Here is a 15,640-nt window from a genome sequence, read left to right on the forward strand (position 1 = left end):
GGGCTTTAATCTCTTTTTGTAAACCAATTACCCGGAATAAAAATTCCTGGTAATTGGTTTTATAATTTGCCGCGGGTTTGTATGGTGCTACATTTCTTTTCTCAGTATAACGCCGTCCAGCCATTTTAATTTTCTTTTGCGGTATACCGGTTCGTATTCGAACTCAAAAAAAGTTTCTACGTGTTTGGGGCTGGCATATAAAAAGTAAATGGCGCGGGGATGTTGCGCTATTGAAATATCCACTTTTTCAAGAAAACGGGAAATGATTTCATCACTGAAAGGATTGAATAAAAAGAAAACGCACTCATCGGGCTGTATAACATAATCGAGTACGTTTTGGCAGTACAGCTTATATTCCATTTGCGGAAATTGCGTATGTAATTGCTGCAAATGCTGTTCAGCAACGCTGCAAACTTCTTTAGCGAAATCAACACCTTTTATTTTTGTGCATCCGTAATGAGCGGCTACTACCATTGCCCTGCCTTTCCCACAGCCAAGGTCTGTAAATGACGTTTCATCAGCAATGGCGTGCAGCCTGCTGAGCAGGGCTTCCAGTATAAAATAATTTACAGCTTCATATCTTGATGACTGCGAAATATTGCCGTTGGTAATGGTGAGTTCGGATAGTTCAAGGGGTGCTGAAGTAGCGATCCTGTATTTTTTTTCTCCTCTTATCTCATGCCATAATATAAAACCCGCAAGCAGGGGATTCCAGTTGGCTGCAAAATACCAGAAAAGTTTTATATAGTTAATCCACTTTTTCACTGCATACCTGGTCTGAAATCAATAACCTTTAATTGCAGGCTTTTTTCTCCGTTCCATTCGTTTTCATTTATTGTAAAAACAAGATCAATGGGTTGTTTGGATTGCAGTAAGCCAAAGTGCTGTGCCATATTAAATCCTATGCCGCTTATTATGGTGTTATTTTGTTTTACGGAGAATTTGATATGATCTTCTTTCACCACTTTTGAATAACCGGTATCGGTAACATTGCGGCATATAAAAACAGGGCGCAGGTTTTCGGGTCCGAAGGGCTCCATCTGGGAAATGATTTTATAAAAAACGGGCTTAATATCGGCAAGTTCAATTGCTGCGTCAATAACAAGTACAGGAATCAGTTGCGCGGGTTTAATTTGGGCGGTTACCACTTCTTCAAACTTGCTGCTAAAGGCTTCCACCTGGTTGGGCAGCATCGTCATACCCGCGGCTGCAAAATGTCCGCCATATCCTAATAAATGCTGGCGGCATGCATGAATAGCTTCGTACAGGTTAAAGCCGGGCACACTCCGGGCGCTGCCGGCCACTATTTCGCCGCTTTGTGTTAGCACTACGGTGGGGCGGTAATATTTTTCAATAAGCCTGGAAGCTACAATGCCTACTACTCCTTTATGCCAGTGCGGCCGGTAAACCACCGTTGTTTTTCGTTTCACCAGTATATCATCACTTTCAATTATGCGTAAAGCCTGCTCGGTGATGCTGCTGTCGGCTTCCTTTCTGTCGTCATTATCAGAGTGGAGCATGCCGGCGTATTCAATGGCTTTAGTATAGTCTTCCTCAATGAATAACTGAACAGCTTTCCGGGCATCATCCATGCGTCCTGCGGCATTTATACGCGGGGCAATAACAAAAACAAGATTATTAATATGCATCTCCGACTTTTGAAGTCCGCTTAATTCAATAAGCGCTTTTATGCCGGGAGAAGGGTTTTCGTTTACCTGTTTTACGCCATAATAGGCAAGTATTCTGTTTTCTCCGGTCATGGGCACAATATCGGCGGCAATGGCAGTAGCCACTAAATCAAGATAATTAAAACAATCTTTCTCGTTAAGCCCTAAATGCGCGCTTAATGCACAAATAAGTTTAAATCCTACGCCGCAGCCGCAAAGTTCCTTATAAGGGTAGGAGCAATCTTTTTGCTTGGGGTTCAATATGGCAACCGCAGGAGGCAGGTCTTCATCGGGTAAATGGTGATCGCAAACAATAAAATCAATGCCTTTTACCCTGGCATACCGGATCAGGTCTGCCGATTTAATGCCGCAATCCAAAGCTATAATGAGGGTAATATCATTTTCACAGGCGAAATCAATACCCTCCTTAGAAACGCCGTAGCCTTCGCGGTAGCGGTGAGGAATGTAAAACCGGATGTTTTCGGGGATATAAATGCTTTGCAGAAAGCGAAACATGCAGGAAACTGCTGTAGTGCCATCCACATCATAATCACCAAATACAAGGATCCGTTCCTTTTTTTCAAAAGCGGTAGTTATTCTTTGCACCGCTTTCGTCATGTCCTTCATTAAAAACGGGTCATGCAGGCCGGATAGTTGCGGGCGAAAATAGTCCTTAGCTTCTTCATAGGTTTCCATTCCTCTTTGCGCCAGTATTTTACAAAGCACGGGATGTATTCTAAGGGCATTGGACAACTGCTCCGCTTTACCTTCCGGCGCCTCCAGGATATGCCATCTTTTTTCCATCTGGTGTTTTTGTATGCCTAATGCTTTCTGTCTGTAGTGTAATTTACCATTTCTTCCAATGCATCGCGAATTTCAGAAGGGGGAAATTCATGCAGTACCGAAAGGGCTTTATCCCTGTATTCCATCATCTTTTGTATGCCGTATGCTATTCCTCCGGCCTGCTTTACGTTTTCAATTACATAGTTCACTTTTTCTTTTCTGCGGTTCTGGTTTTTGATGATGTATATCAGTTCCCTGCGTTTTGATGAGCCGGCATGATTAAGCGTATATATTAAAGGAAGGGTAAGCTTCTTTTCTTTGATGTCGTTGCCGGTTGGCTTGCCAATGTTGTCGGTACCGTAATCAAAAAGGTCGTCTTTTATTTGAAAAGCTATACCCGTGTATTCTCCGAACTGCCTGAGTTTTTCAGTAATATCCTCATTTTCTGCGCCCGACCAGGCTCCCGCTGCACAGGCTGATGCCAGTAAGGAAGCTGTTTTTGTTTTAATGATTTCAAAATAAATGTCCTCATCTATATTCAATCCCCGCGCTTTTTCAATTTGCAACAGCTCTCCTTCACTCATTTGGCGTACTGCGTCTGAAAGAATATGAAGTATCCGGTAATCCTGCCCGTTTAGGGATAAGAGCAGCCCCTTGCTCAGCAAATAATCTCCCACCAAAACAGAAACCTTTGTTTTCCACAACGCGTATGTAGAAAAAAAACCCCTTCTTTCATACGATTCATCCACAACATCATCATGCACCAGGGTAGCGGTATGTAACAATTCTACCAGCGAAGCCGCCCGGTAAGTAGCATCATTGATCTCTCCGGCAAGCTTAGCCGAAAGCAGCACAAACATAGGACGAAGCTGCTTTCCCTTACGTTTTACAATATATTGCATGATCCTGTCGAGTAACGGAACATTGCTTTTAACTGATGCCCTGAACTTTGATTCAAAGATGGCCAACTCATCCCCTATGATTTTCTTTGCTATATTCATCTTATAAAAAAAAGGCATAAATGTTGTAACAAGGCATATGTTACATACACAGGTAAAATACTGCAAGTTAGCAGTGTAATTTATTATTTTTAAAAAATTTGGTATTTGCGGGTCAATCAATACTTTTGCATATAACTTTTTTGCAAGATTACCGTATTTACTCACTAATTTTTGACATTATGGCAACCAGAAGAATTTTATTGCTGCTTGGGATATTTACTTTGCTAACCTCGTACCTGTTTGCCCAGGAAACTACCGGTAGCTATGACTGGAGAGATTCTTCTCTCATTCCTTCTAAAAGACTGGGGCAGCATAATGAATTTTTGAATAATCAATATAATTTTCCTGCAAAACCAAGAAACCAATGGGAACTTGGGGTAAAGGTGGGCACATTTAATATATTGGGAGATGTGGCATCACAGTTTCCTACACCCGGGTTTGGCGTGCATGTAAGAAAAGCGTTAGGTTACCTGTTTTCTGTAAGAGCTGAATATGTATATGGTAAGGCAAGCGGCGTAAACTGGAAAGAAAGAACAAGTGGTTTTGCTGATCATTGGCGTGATGCGGGCTATGGCGTTGGGCAAACCGTTTTCGATAACTATAAAACCAATGTGCAGGACCTTTCGTTGCAGGGCGTATTTACTTTCAATAACATCCGTTTTCATAAAGGTAAAACCGGTTTTGTTGTATACGCCCTGGCAGGTATAGGCGCTACCATATATGAAACGAAAACCAACGTTGCAACCGATGCAGGTACAGCATATAATTTCAGTACAATTGGGGTTAGCAATGTTTATAAAGAAAGAAGGCAAACCATTAAGGACGTTAAAAACCTGTTAGATGCCGGAAGCTATAACACCCTTGCTGAAAATGAAGGGAATGCCAGGGCTAAGCTTTTTGGAAAAACACTCCGTTTCTCCAGAACTTTTGGGGCAGGCGTTGCCATTAAATTAAGCGACAGGTTAAATCTTGCTTTGGAAGACAGGCTAACCTTTATAGGTGATGACCTGCTGGATGGCGTTCGCTGGCAGAATACCAGTACCCCGGGTAATCCTACTACCGGCAGGGTGCTTACTCCCAGCAATGATATGTATAATTATGCCAGTTTAGGGTTAAATATTAACCTGGGTTCTAAATCCGTTCAGCCTTTGTGGTGGCTCAATCCATTGGATTATGCGTATAGCGAGCTAAATTCGCCCAGGCACATGAAAATACCAAAACCGGTATTGGATGACGCGGATGGCGATGGTGTACCCGACCAGTTTGACATGGAGCCCAATACGCCTGCCGGCGCGGCAGTTGATACGCATGGGGTGAGCAGGGATACAGATGGTGACGGTGTACCCGATTATAAAGATAAAGAACTCATTACCCCAACCATTTGCCAGCCGGTTGATGCAGATGGTGTTGGTAAATGCCCTTGTCCTGACGAATCATGCTTTGAAGGTTATGTTGGTAAAAGAGGCGGCGATTGCGGAATAGGCGATTTGCCCAGCATTTCTTTTAATGCTAAAGTGTATAAAATATCCGGCGATGCGGAAGCTGTTCTGGCTAACGTGGCAGAGCGCTTACGCCAGAATCCCAATTGCAAAGTGGTAGTAACAAGTTATACCTGCGAACCTTCCAAATCATCGCAGCAGTTGAGCTGGGACAGGGTTAATGTGGTAATCAACTACCTGGTAGAAAAGCAGGGCATCAGTTCGGATCGCTTAATATTCAAATACGGCGAAGTTGGCGGAGATTGTAATACGGTAGATCTTAGATCGGCTGATGCAGGCGATGAAGGTCCTAATACGGTTCCCGCACCGCATCCTAACCTGAGAAGGAGGGGATAATAAATTGATAACCATAGGTTATACATAATTTTAAAAAACTGGCTCCGGCTTTTTGCTGAGCCAGTTTTTTTTATCAATACCTTAACGTCTTGCTAAATATGAGAAGTTTACTTTTATTCTCCCGGATTGTGTTATAAAACAATTATTTTTGCCCGCCTTTTATGAGAATAATCAAATACCTTTTTTTGCTGGTTGGCGCAGTTTGTGTGCTTTCATCCTGCTCTAAGTTTTCTAAAGTAATGAAAAGCAAGGACTATGAGTATAAGCTCCGGATGGCTGATCAGTACTTTGTGAAGAAGAAATACCGCTTTGCGCAGCAGTTGTATGAAGATTTGTTTCCCGTGTTCAAAGGGTCTAATAAATTTGAAGACATCCATTATAAATTTGCTTACTGCGCCTATTATCTGAAAGATTATATCAGCGCTGAAAATTTGTTTAAAAGCTTTCTGGAATATTTCCCAAATAGTGCGAAAGCGGAGGAAGTAGATTTTATGCATGCTTTCTGCTTCTTTAAACAGTCGCCCAAGCCCGCATTGGATCAAACCAATACCATTAAAGCTATGGGGCAGATGCAAACATTCATTAATACGCACCCCGGATCGGAGCGGAATAAGGAAGCACAGGAAATTATTGACCAATGCTATAGTAAGATGATAGCCAAGGACTATAGCAGTGCGGAGTTGTATTATAACCTTGGGCAGTACAAGGCGGCAGCCATATCCTTTACCACCCTGCTGAACAGTTACCCGGATGCACCCAATGCAGATGAATTTAAGCTTTGGGTAGTAAAATCTTACTATAAATATGCCGCTATGAGTATACCTGACAGGCAAAATGAACGTTATGGGCAGGTAATAGAGGAGGCGCAGGACTTCCAGGACAGGTTTCCGGAAAGTAAACTGCTGAAAGAAGCGGAACGTTACTTAACTTTGTCGCAAACTAATCTAAAAACTATTTCTCAATGAGCAGACTAAGAAAACAATGGGGTGCAAACACTACGGCTAATGTAGTAGAAACGAAGAACGTGGTTGACATTAAGAATAAGACAGGTAACTTATATGAGTCTATTGCCATTATAGGCAAAAGAGCCAACCAGATCAATATTGCGCTTAAAGAGGAGCTGCATAATAAATTAGAAGAATTTGCAAGCCATACCGATAGCCTGGAAGAGATTCATGAAAATAAGGAACAGATAGAAATATCCAAGGCCTATGAAAGAATGCCTAACCCGGCATTATTGGCTACACAGGAATTTTTTGATGACAAAATTTATCATCGTAAAAGTGATAATGACCTGTTCAGTTAAAATTTTACCGGTTATATTTTTAAAACTCTTTTGCGGCAATTAATACCTGCCGCTTTTGTATTTTTAGGGAGCGTCTGATATAATTAACCGGGGAAATCCTTACCGAAAGAATTTTTTAAAATGTTAAAGGGAAAAAAAATTGTACTGGGTGTTACGGGCAGCATTGCTGCCTATAAGTCTGCGCTCCTGGTAAGAGCACTTATTAAGGAAGGCGCCGAAGTGAAAGTGATTATGACGGCAGCCGCAAAGGATTTTATTTCTCCGCTTACCCTGGCAACGCTTTCAAAGCATACGGTATTCATTGATATCTTTAAGGAAGATACCTGGGCCAACCATGTAATGCTTGGCCGCTGGGCCGATATGGTGCTGGTGGCACCCTTAAGCTGTAATACGCTTGCCAAAATGGCGGCAGGGCTTTGCGATAATTTATTACTGGCTGTTTACCTTTCTGCAACCTGCCCGGTAATGCTTGCGCCTGCTATGGATGAAGATATGTGGCAGCACCCGTGTACCCGGCGCAACCTGCAAATACTGGCCGCTGATGGAAATATAATTGTGCCGGTAACAAACGGTGAGCTGGCCAGCGGCTTATTTGGTGAGGGAAGAATGGCTGAGCCGGAGGCCATAATATTATCCCTTGTTCAGCAATTTAACAATGCCGGCAGGTTAAGTGGTAAAAAGGCGCTGGTTACAGCCGGTCCAACCTACGAACATATTGATCCCGTTCGTTTCATAGGCAACCATTCCAGTGGAAAGATGGGCGTAGCCATTGCGCGGCAATTATTACAATGCGGAGCGGCGGTAACTTTAGTACTGGGTCCGGCGCCGGGTACATTTAACCTGGAGGGGTTGAATGTAATTAACGTGCAAACCGCCGAAGAAATGTACAACGCCTGCCATCGTGTTTTTGGGGAAACGGATATTACTATTATGGCTGCTGCGGTAGCCGATTATACACCGGTTGCTGTTGCTCCCGAAAAAATAAAGAAAAAAGAAGAAAGCTGGCAGGTAGCGCTGAAAAAAACACCCGATATTTTAAAAAGCCTGGGGCAGAAGAAAACAGGCAAACAGGTATTAGCAGGCTTTGCATTAGAAACCACCAATGAACGCGAAAACGCGTTGGCAAAGCTACAGCAAAAAAACGCAGATATTATTATACTGAACTCATTGCGTGATAGTGGTGCCGGTTTTGGAAAGGATACGAATAAGGTAACTATTTTTGACAGCAATGGAGGAGAGAAAAAATTTGATCTGAAATCCAAAGCCGCTGTAGCTAAAGATATTGTTGATTATATAATTGAATACATCCATGCATAAGATTTCCATTTTATTGGTGGGTTTGCTGTTCTCCTGTTGTGTTTCAGGGCAGGAATTGAATGCTAAAGTGTCGGTAATGGCCGGTCAAATTAAAAGCTCGGTTGATAAAAAAGCATTTCAAACCCTGCAAACGGCATTAACTAATTTTCTCAATAACAGGAAGTGGACGAATGATAACTACCGGCAGCAGGAGAAGATAATCTGCCATTTTCTTTTAAACGTTACACAGGATGTTGAACCTAATGTATACCGCGCGGTTTTAACCATTCAAACCGCCCGCCCGGTATACAACAGCAGCTATGTTTCGCCCCTGATGAATTTTCAGGATAATGATGTAACCTTTAAATACGTTGAATTTCAGCAGATGGAATTCAATGAGAGCAATGTAACAGGCTCCGATCCCGCGGCGTCTAACCTCACCGCAACATTTGCCTATTATGTGTATATGATACTGGGATTGGATTATGATTCTTTTTCACCAAGAGGCGGCGATCCCTATTTTAAAAAAGCGCAGCAAATAGTAAGCAGCGCTCCCGATGGACGCAATATTACGGGATGGAAAGCATTTGACGGACAGCGCAACCGTTATTGGCTGGCTGAAAATTTCAACAACAGTAAATATTCGTTGCTGCACGATGCCTACTATGCTTATTACCGGCTGGGTATGGATAAGATGTATGAAGATGAAAATGAAGCGCGGCAGCAAATCCTTAACGGGCTTAATCATTTAAATACACTGGGTACCGATAACCGGAATCTTATGGCCCTGCAGTTTTTCTTTCTGGGAAAGAGCGAAGAGTTATCCAAACTCTTTAAGAAATCGCCGCCGCAGGAAAGAGTGCGGGCATCGGAATTGCTGCAAAGATTGGATATTACAAACGCGGGCGTCTATAAACAGGAATTAAAATGAGAATGTGGTATATAGTACTGATAGCCGGATGGCTGTTAGCAGGGTGTTCGGGAAACAAAGTGCCTTCCGGCGTTATTGAGCCGCATGAAATGGGGAATATACTATTTGAAATAACAATGGCCGAAGAGTTCGTGAATTCCTATGTATCCAAAGATTCATCCAAAAATAAAGAAGCCGAAATTCAGAAAGAATATCAAAAGATATTTTTGCTGCATAAGATAACGGAAGCGCAATTTAAAAAGAGCTATGATTTTTACAGTTCGCATACCGGCATTTTTAAAACGATGATGGATTCTTTGAATGCCAGGGCGCAACGAAAAAGAAATGAAGTATACCAGATGCCCATGGATTAATTCAGCAATCAAAAAAGAAAAAGCTTTTACGCATGTTTACAAGCAAGGATGACCTTAAGCTGGGGTATGGTGTTGATATGGAAATAGGAAAATTTTTGACCGACCGGAAAGTGCCGGCAGATAATTTGTACTGGAAAAACAGGCTGTTGTATATTGTACCCATGCCCGGCTATTTATTTATTCCGTTGTATATAGATATCCAGTTCAGGCTGGGACTTTCCAAAGCAGAACTGCTTTCGGAACAGCACCTGCGCCTGCTGGAAGGCATATTGCACAGTGCGGCCAAGCTGGAAAATAAAGCCATTAATTTTGAAGAACATATTACCGAATGTATTGCTTTAACCCGCCCCCAATGTAAAAACCCATCCTTCCTGCAGGATCTTATATATTATTTTTCGGGTGAAAAAGAAAAAGCTGCTGTAGCATTAGGAACGCCTTACAAATCTCTTACCCGTGCAGATGCTTACCTGTTTAGCCTTTGTTATTTTGATTTTGATGATGCTTTAAAAGAGCAACTCGTAAACGCCTGGTATGCTTTAATTACCTATTATCTTATTGTAGACGACCTGGAAGATATTCAACCGGACTTTGAGCAGCAGGAGGAAAACGCGGTATTGGAAGCCGGCTTATCTGATAAGGGTGCAAAAGCCATTGAGGCGCTCATTCACCAAAGCTATCACGTAATGAATACAGTAAACCCGGTAATGGCTAACCGCATTGACCATAAAAAACAACTGATCAATGTAAAGGCTGTTATTGACGCTTTCCTTCAAAAGAAGGAGCAACTTAAGGCTTAGTACCTCCTGCAAATTAAAAGCTGTCTCAAATGCTGCGATGAAATCTGTGAATCTGCTGCAAAAATGAACACATCACCTTAAACCTTTCTTATTTTTGTGCTTATATGTTTACGAATTGCACCGAAAAAGAGAGATTCATTTTCAAAAAAATAGCGCATGCAGCCGAAATACTGCAGGTAGACTGTTATATTATAGGTGGGTTTGTTCGGGATAAGCTGATTGGCCGTAAAACCAGTGATGCGGATATTGTTTGTGCAGGCGATGGCATAACGCTTGCGCATGAAGTTGTAAAGCAATTTACACCATCCCCTAAAGTGGCTTTCTTTAAAAATTACGGCACCGCGCATATTCGCATTGACGGGCTTGATATTGAATTTGTGGGCGCACGGAAGGAAAGCTACCGGTATCATTCCCGGAACCCTGAAGTAGTGCCGGGTACCCTTGCTGACGATCAGAACCGGAGAGATTTTACGATTAACGCGCTGGCTGTAAGTTTAAATAAAGATGATTATGGCCGGCTTATTGATCCTTTTGAAGGAATAGCGGATATAAAAAACAAGCTCATTAAAACGCCGCTCGATCCCGTTCAAACTTTTAGTGATGATCCGTTACGGATGATGCGGGCTATCCGCTTTGCTGCCCAGTTGCAATTTACTATTGATGATAATACATGGCAGGGCATCAGGGATAACGTGGAACGCATACATATCATCTCGCAGGAACGCATAACGGATGAATTGAATAAAATACTGCTAAGCGAAAAGCCTTCTGTTGGATTGGATTTACTGTATAGGTCTGGTTTGCTGCACCTGGTTTTTCCTCAAATGGTTGACCTGGCAGGCGCTGAGTATAAAGACGGACTGGGGCATAAAGATAATTTTTATCACACCCTGCAGGTGGTAGACAATATATCGGTGCATACAGATGATCTTTGGCTGAGGTGGGCGGCTGTTTTGCATGATATTGGCAAACCGGCAACCAAAAAATTTGAAGATGGGCATGGATGGACCTTTCACGGCCACGAAGTGGTAGGAGGGAGGATGGTTCCCAAAATATTTACCAGGCTGCGGCTTCCGCAGGATAATAAAATGCGGTTCGTAAAAAAAATGGTGGAACTGCATTTGCGTCCTATCAGTCTTACAAAAGAAAACATTACCGATTCTGCCATACGCCGCCTTTTATTTGATGCAGGCGATGACATTGAAGCATTGATGACTTTATGTAAAGCGGATATTACTTCCAAAAACAGGCAAAAAGTAAAACGGTACCTCGATAATTTTGAAATGGTGCAGCAGCGATTGCATGAAGTGGAAGAGAAAGACAGGATTCGCAACTGGCAGCCACCCATTACCGGAGAAATGATCATGGACATATTTGGTATTGCACCCTGCAAAAAAGTAGGCGATATTAAGAACGCCATTAAAGACGCAATATTAGATGGCGAAATTGAAAACAATTATGATGCTGCCTACGATTATATGCTTGTAAAAGCCGGTGAATTAAACCTGGCGCCTGTGAAGTAAATATATAAAAATGGCTAATTTTAATTTTGAGCTACTATTCTGAGGATTGATTTACTGCGGTTATATTTTTTACCACCAGGCGCACTAAGAAAAAATGCGTACAAAACACAAAGCCTGCCTAACTGGTGGAATTATATTACTTTTGACAAATTTTGTACGATATTCAACATCTAAACGATACACATGGCTATTTTAAAATTCAGGGCTTATTTCGAAGAGGATGACAGTATTTACCGCGATGTTGCCGCAAAGCACACACAATCTTTTTTGGATCTGCACTTCATTATTTTAAAAAGTTTTGAATTTGATTCTAAGCACCAGGCTACTTTTTACCGTAGTAATGATCACTGGCAGCGGGGGCGTGAAATAAGTATCGAAAAATACGATAAACCCTATAAGGCGGAGCCCCTTATTATGTCGGCAACTACTATTGGTTCCGAAATACGCAATCCCAACGAAAAATTCATTTATGTATATGATTTTACCCGGAACTGGACTTTCCTGGTAGAACTGATCAGCGTATCCAAAGATGAAAATCCTAAATTATCCTATCCCGCCATCATCCGCAGCGAAGGCATAGCCCCCAGCCAGTACGGAACAAAAAGTATACTCGGCGACAGGTTTGTAGATATTGAAGAAAAATACGATCTCAGTAAAGGAGTGGAAGGTTTTAGCGAAGAAGGAGAAGCTGCAGATACAGATGCCGAACCGGAGGAAGAAAGCGGAGCAGACGAGAAGGAAGATGTATAATCTTACCACTTACCACTTACCACATGCTACTCCTGTTTGTATGTTCAATAAAACCTGCATCGTAATCTCCGGTCCTACTGCAGCAGGTAAAACAAAATTGTCGCTGCAATTAGCGGAATATTTTAAAACGGATATCATTTCCGCAGATTCACGGCAATGCTACCGGGAACTGAATATTGGCGTGGCTAAACCCACGGCTTCAGATTTGCTAAAAATAAAGCATTATTTCATTAGCACTCACAGTATACAGGAAGAGATGAATGCGGGCAGGTTTGAAACCTATGCGTTGCAGTCTGTAGCCGAAATTTTTGAACAGCACAATATTGCCATAATGGTAGGCGGTACCGGGCTGTATATAAAAGCGTTTTGCAAGGGAATGGACGATATGCCTGAAGTGAAGGAAGAGGTCAGGCAAAGGGTAAGGCAACAGTATGAAACCATTGGTATAAGCTGGTTGCAGGAAATGCTGCGGCAGCACGATCCCGTATTTTACAGCAAAGGAGAAATGCAGAACCCGCAAAGGATGATGCGGGCGCTGGAAGTAAAGTTGTCATCGGGGAAATCTATCCTGGCTTTGCATTCCCTTCCGCAAAAGCAAAGAGAATTTTCTGTTATTAACATTGGTATGGAGTTGCCGCGTAAAGCAATTTATCATAACATCAACGAAAGAGTGGATAGCATGATGAATGAGGGGCTGCTGGAAGAAGCCACTGCACTGTATCCTTATCGCCATCTCAATGCGCTTCAAACAGTAGGCTACACAGAGCTTTTTGATTATATAGACGGGAAATGCACGATACAGGAAGCTGTAGATACCATAAAAAAAAACACCCGGCATTATGCCAAAAGGCAGCTTACCTGGTTTAAAAGAGACGAAAGCATTCACTGGTTTGCGCCGGACGATGTAAAAAACATAATTGATTTTATTGAAGAGCGAACCCATACAAAGCAACACCATGCATGTTGAAATGTATCTAAGGAAATGCTATAGCTGTATATCCCCATCCTGTTAATTATCTTTGCCCCCTAAATGGACACTATGGCAGATGTTATTGATGAAGTAAAAGTTTTTTTTGAACAGTGGACTAAACAACCCGCAGGTGAGTTGTATACCCTAAAGCAGGCGGGTAGCAACCGCCAGTATTTTCGCGGAATTGCCGGTGCCCGTTCCTATATTATTACCAGTAATCCTAATAATATTGCTGAAAACAATGCCTTCATTGAATTTGCCAGGCATTTTTATGGCAAACAACTGGCAGTGCCTGAAATATTGTATACAGATAAGGAGAAAACCATGTATGTGCAAACAGATTTTGGCGATACTTCTTTGTTTGATATCATAAAGGAAGAGGGTTATAGTACAAGGGTGAAGGAATTATACCGTAAAGCGTTTGCGCAATTAGCAAGATTGCAGGTGCAGGGCGGAGAAGGACTTGACTATAACAATTGCATTGCCACAAAATCTTTTGATAAGCAGGCCATTTACTCCGACCTCTTGTACTTCCTCTATTATTTTGTGCGGGCACTCGATTTACCCTACGATAAAAATTTGTTGCTGAACGATTTTGAATTGCTAAGCAGCTATCTCATGCAGGAAGAAGCGAAATACTTCATGCACCGCGACTGCCAGAGCCGAAATGTAATGATCAAAGATGAACGGGTGTATTTTATAGATTTCCAGGGTGGAATGCAGGGGGCTTTGCAGTATGACGCGGCCGCTATGCTGTGGCAGGCCAGAGCAGCATTGCCACATGAATGGAAAGAAGAACTGGTATCGTATTATTTTGAAAAGGTAAATGAGTTGCTGGGCAACAGGCTTGACAAAAAGGATTTTTTAGACAGTTATGACGGGTTTGTGCTGATCCGGATGCTGCAAACGCTGGGGGCTTACGGCTTCAGGGGGCTGTTTGAAAGAAAACAACACTTTATTACCAGCATTCCATTTGCATTAAAGCAATTGCGCTGGTTCCTGGAAAATAAGAAAATACCGATCCGCCTGCCCGAGCTGCAAAAGGTATTATGGCATATTGTAGATGACAGCATTATGGAGCGGTATGAAACGGTAAAAGCCGCTCCGGGTACCGCCCTGGTTGTGCACATCAACAGTTTTTCCTACCGTAATGGTATACCCGGAACGGATACTGAAAATGGTGGTGGCTTTGTATTTGATTGCCGCGGCATTTTCAATCCCGGCCGTTTTGAAGCCTATAAAAAGCTCACGGGAAGGGATAAGGAGGTACAGGAGTTTTTGCTCCATAAAAGTGAAATGCCTGCTTTTTTACAGTATGTATATGGCATAGTGGATATTTCGGTAAGCGGCTATATAAAACGGAATTTTGAAAGCCTGGTGGTGAACTTTGGATGCACGGGCGGACAGCACCGCAGTGTATTCGCTGCAGACAGCCTGGCCAAACACCTGCAGGAAAAATTTGGCGTTAAAGTAGCTTTGCATCACCTGGTGCAGGAAGAAAAAAATTGGGTGAACGGATAAAGTAGTCAGTGGTAGGTGGTAAGTAGTAAGTCGTACACACCCTCGCTACTCACTATTTTAAAGCAATGATTTTGGTTAATATGATGCGTAATACCAGCGAAAATTTGATACACTCAAAAAACGGTTTAACTACCGCTATGATCTTTGCCGCGGGTTTGGGTACGCGCCTGAAGCCCTGGACGGATCATCATCCTAAAGCATTGGCACCGGTAAATGGAAAGCCTTTGTTGCAGCGCAATATTGAATACCTGAAAACATTTGGCATTACCAATATCATTATCAATGTGCATCATTTTGCCAGCCAGGTTATTGATTTCTTAAACGTCAATGATCATTTTCATTGCAATATCACTGTTTCGCATGAAAAGGAGGAACCGCTTGAAACCGGTGGCGGGTTAAAGAAAGCCGCATGGTTTTTAAAACAGCAGCATCCTTTTTTTGTGATCAATGCCGATATTTTAACCAATCTTGATATACATGCTATGCTGGCATTTCATCAGCAGCATCAGCCATTGATTACACTGGCGGTAACCAGCCGCAGCGCCTCCCGTGCTTTTTTGTTTACTGAAAAAAACCAGCTGTGCGGCTGGCGCAATAATGCATCCGGGCAGGAAAAAGTTTCCATCCCGAATGTAGAAAACACACCTAAAGCATTCAGCGGTATACATATTATTGATCCGGCTATTTTTGTGTTGATCACCGAAGAAGGAAAATTTTCTTTGGTGGATCTGTATCTCCGGTTATCTGCCCGCCATGCCATTCTGGGCTACGATCATTCCGGCGATGTATTAATTGATGCCGGCAAACCGGAAGCTATTGAAAAAGCGGAAAAGTATTTTCATTAATTTTGAGGTGTAAGGTATCAGCGAAAGCCTCTGCAACCATGAACTACAAACAATAAACGATA

The 15,640-nt window shown here is 42.4% G+C and carries 15 protein-coding genes; 12 read left to right on the forward strand and 3 right to left on the reverse strand.

Going from position 1 to position 15,640, the window contains the following annotated elements; genetic code table 11:
* Positions 1-87 precede the first annotated feature (87 nt).
* From VL121_RS01680 to VL121_RS01690, 3 genes are read right to left on the reverse strand one after another with little or no spacing between them, the layout of a single operon-like run.
* On the reverse strand, positions 88-765 hold the full coding sequence (locus tag VL121_RS01680) for a class I SAM-dependent methyltransferase (protein ID WP_325401488.1): 678 nt from the start codon (positions 763-765) through the stop codon (positions 88-90).
* Complete coding sequence (gene recJ / locus VL121_RS01685) at positions 762-2,471, reverse strand: single-stranded-DNA-specific exonuclease RecJ (protein WP_325401490.1); 1,710 nt, start codon at positions 2,469-2,471, stop codon at positions 762-764. The genes VL121_RS01680 and recJ overlap by 4 nt, the downstream gene beginning before the upstream one ends.
* Before the next feature lie 17 nt (positions 2,472-2,488).
* On the reverse strand, positions 2,489-3,451 hold the full coding sequence (locus VL121_RS01690) for a polyprenyl synthetase family protein (protein ID WP_325401492.1): 963 nt from the start codon (positions 3,449-3,451) through the stop codon (positions 2,489-2,491).
* Between the two features lie 179 nt (positions 3,452-3,630).
* Here VL121_RS01690 and VL121_RS01695 point away from each other — a divergent pair, with 179 nt between their 5' ends.
* The 12 genes from VL121_RS01695 to VL121_RS01750 all read left to right on the forward strand — a co-directional run bounded on the left by VL121_RS01695 (position 3,631) and on the right by VL121_RS01750 (position 15,578).
* Positions 3,631-5,286 (forward strand): OmpA family protein, encoded by a 1,656-nt coding sequence (locus tag VL121_RS01695; protein ID WP_325401494.1) that lies wholly within the window; start codon positions 3,631-3,633, stop codon positions 5,284-5,286.
* Between the two features lie 161 nt (positions 5,287-5,447).
* A complete protein-coding gene (locus tag VL121_RS01700; protein ID WP_325401496.1) occupies positions 5,448-6,251 on the forward strand; it encodes an outer membrane protein assembly factor BamD in 804 nt (267 codons plus the stop codon).
* Positions 6,248-6,592 (forward strand): DNA-directed RNA polymerase subunit omega, encoded by a 345-nt coding sequence (locus tag VL121_RS01705; RefSeq protein WP_152269725.1) that lies wholly within the window; start codon positions 6,248-6,250, stop codon positions 6,590-6,592. The genes VL121_RS01700 and VL121_RS01705 overlap by 4 nt, the downstream gene beginning before the upstream one ends.
* Before the next feature lie 120 nt (positions 6,593-6,712).
* The gene (gene coaBC / locus VL121_RS01710; protein WP_325401499.1) at positions 6,713-7,909 is read left to right on the forward strand and encodes a bifunctional phosphopantothenoylcysteine decarboxylase/phosphopantothenate--cysteine ligase CoaBC; all 1,197 of its coding nucleotides are present in this window, start codon (positions 6,713-6,715) and stop codon (positions 7,907-7,909) included.
* Positions 7,902-8,819, forward strand: coding sequence for a type IX secretion system protein PorD (gene porD, locus VL121_RS01715; RefSeq protein ID WP_325401501.1), 918 nt, complete (start codon positions 7,902-7,904; stop codon positions 8,817-8,819). Before coaBC ends, porD begins: the two co-directional genes overlap by 8 nt.
* Positions 8,816-9,172, forward strand: coding sequence for a DUF4296 domain-containing protein (locus VL121_RS01720; RefSeq protein WP_325401503.1), 357 nt, complete (start codon positions 8,816-8,818; stop codon positions 9,170-9,172). The genes porD and VL121_RS01720 overlap by 4 nt, the downstream gene beginning before the upstream one ends.
* A gap of 32 nt (positions 9,173-9,204) precedes the next feature.
* Positions 9,205-9,969, forward strand: a complete 765-nt coding sequence (locus VL121_RS01725) for a hypothetical protein (RefSeq protein ID WP_325401505.1) — start codon at positions 9,205-9,207, stop codon at positions 9,967-9,969.
* Between the two features lie 104 nt (positions 9,970-10,073).
* Positions 10,074-11,492, forward strand: a complete 1,419-nt coding sequence (locus VL121_RS01730) for a CCA tRNA nucleotidyltransferase (RefSeq protein WP_325401507.1) — start codon at positions 10,074-10,076, stop codon at positions 11,490-11,492.
* Positions 11,493-11,675: 183 nt separating this feature from the next.
* Entirely contained in the window at positions 11,676-12,242 is a 567-nt protein-coding gene (locus VL121_RS01735; protein ID WP_325401509.1) for an IS1096 element passenger TnpR family protein, read from the forward strand.
* 40 nt (positions 12,243-12,282) lie between these two features.
* The gene (miaA, locus tag VL121_RS01740; protein WP_325401511.1) at positions 12,283-13,209 is read left to right on the forward strand and encodes a tRNA (adenosine(37)-N6)-dimethylallyltransferase MiaA; all 927 of its coding nucleotides are present in this window, start codon (positions 12,283-12,285) and stop codon (positions 13,207-13,209) included.
* Between the two features lie 72 nt (positions 13,210-13,281).
* The gene (locus tag VL121_RS01745; protein WP_325401513.1) at positions 13,282-14,733 is read left to right on the forward strand and encodes a RapZ C-terminal domain-containing protein; all 1,452 of its coding nucleotides are present in this window, start codon (positions 13,282-13,284) and stop codon (positions 14,731-14,733) included.
* An 80-nt stretch (positions 14,734-14,813) separates the two neighbouring features.
* Entirely contained in the window at positions 14,814-15,578 is a 765-nt protein-coding gene (locus tag VL121_RS01750) for a nucleotidyltransferase family protein (RefSeq protein WP_325401515.1), read from the forward strand.
* Positions 15,579-15,640 lie beyond the last annotated feature (62 nt).

The organism is Agriterribacter sp., assembly GCF_035497235.1.
Taxonomy (GTDB): domain Bacteria; phylum Bacteroidota; class Bacteroidia; order Chitinophagales; family Chitinophagaceae; genus Agriterribacter.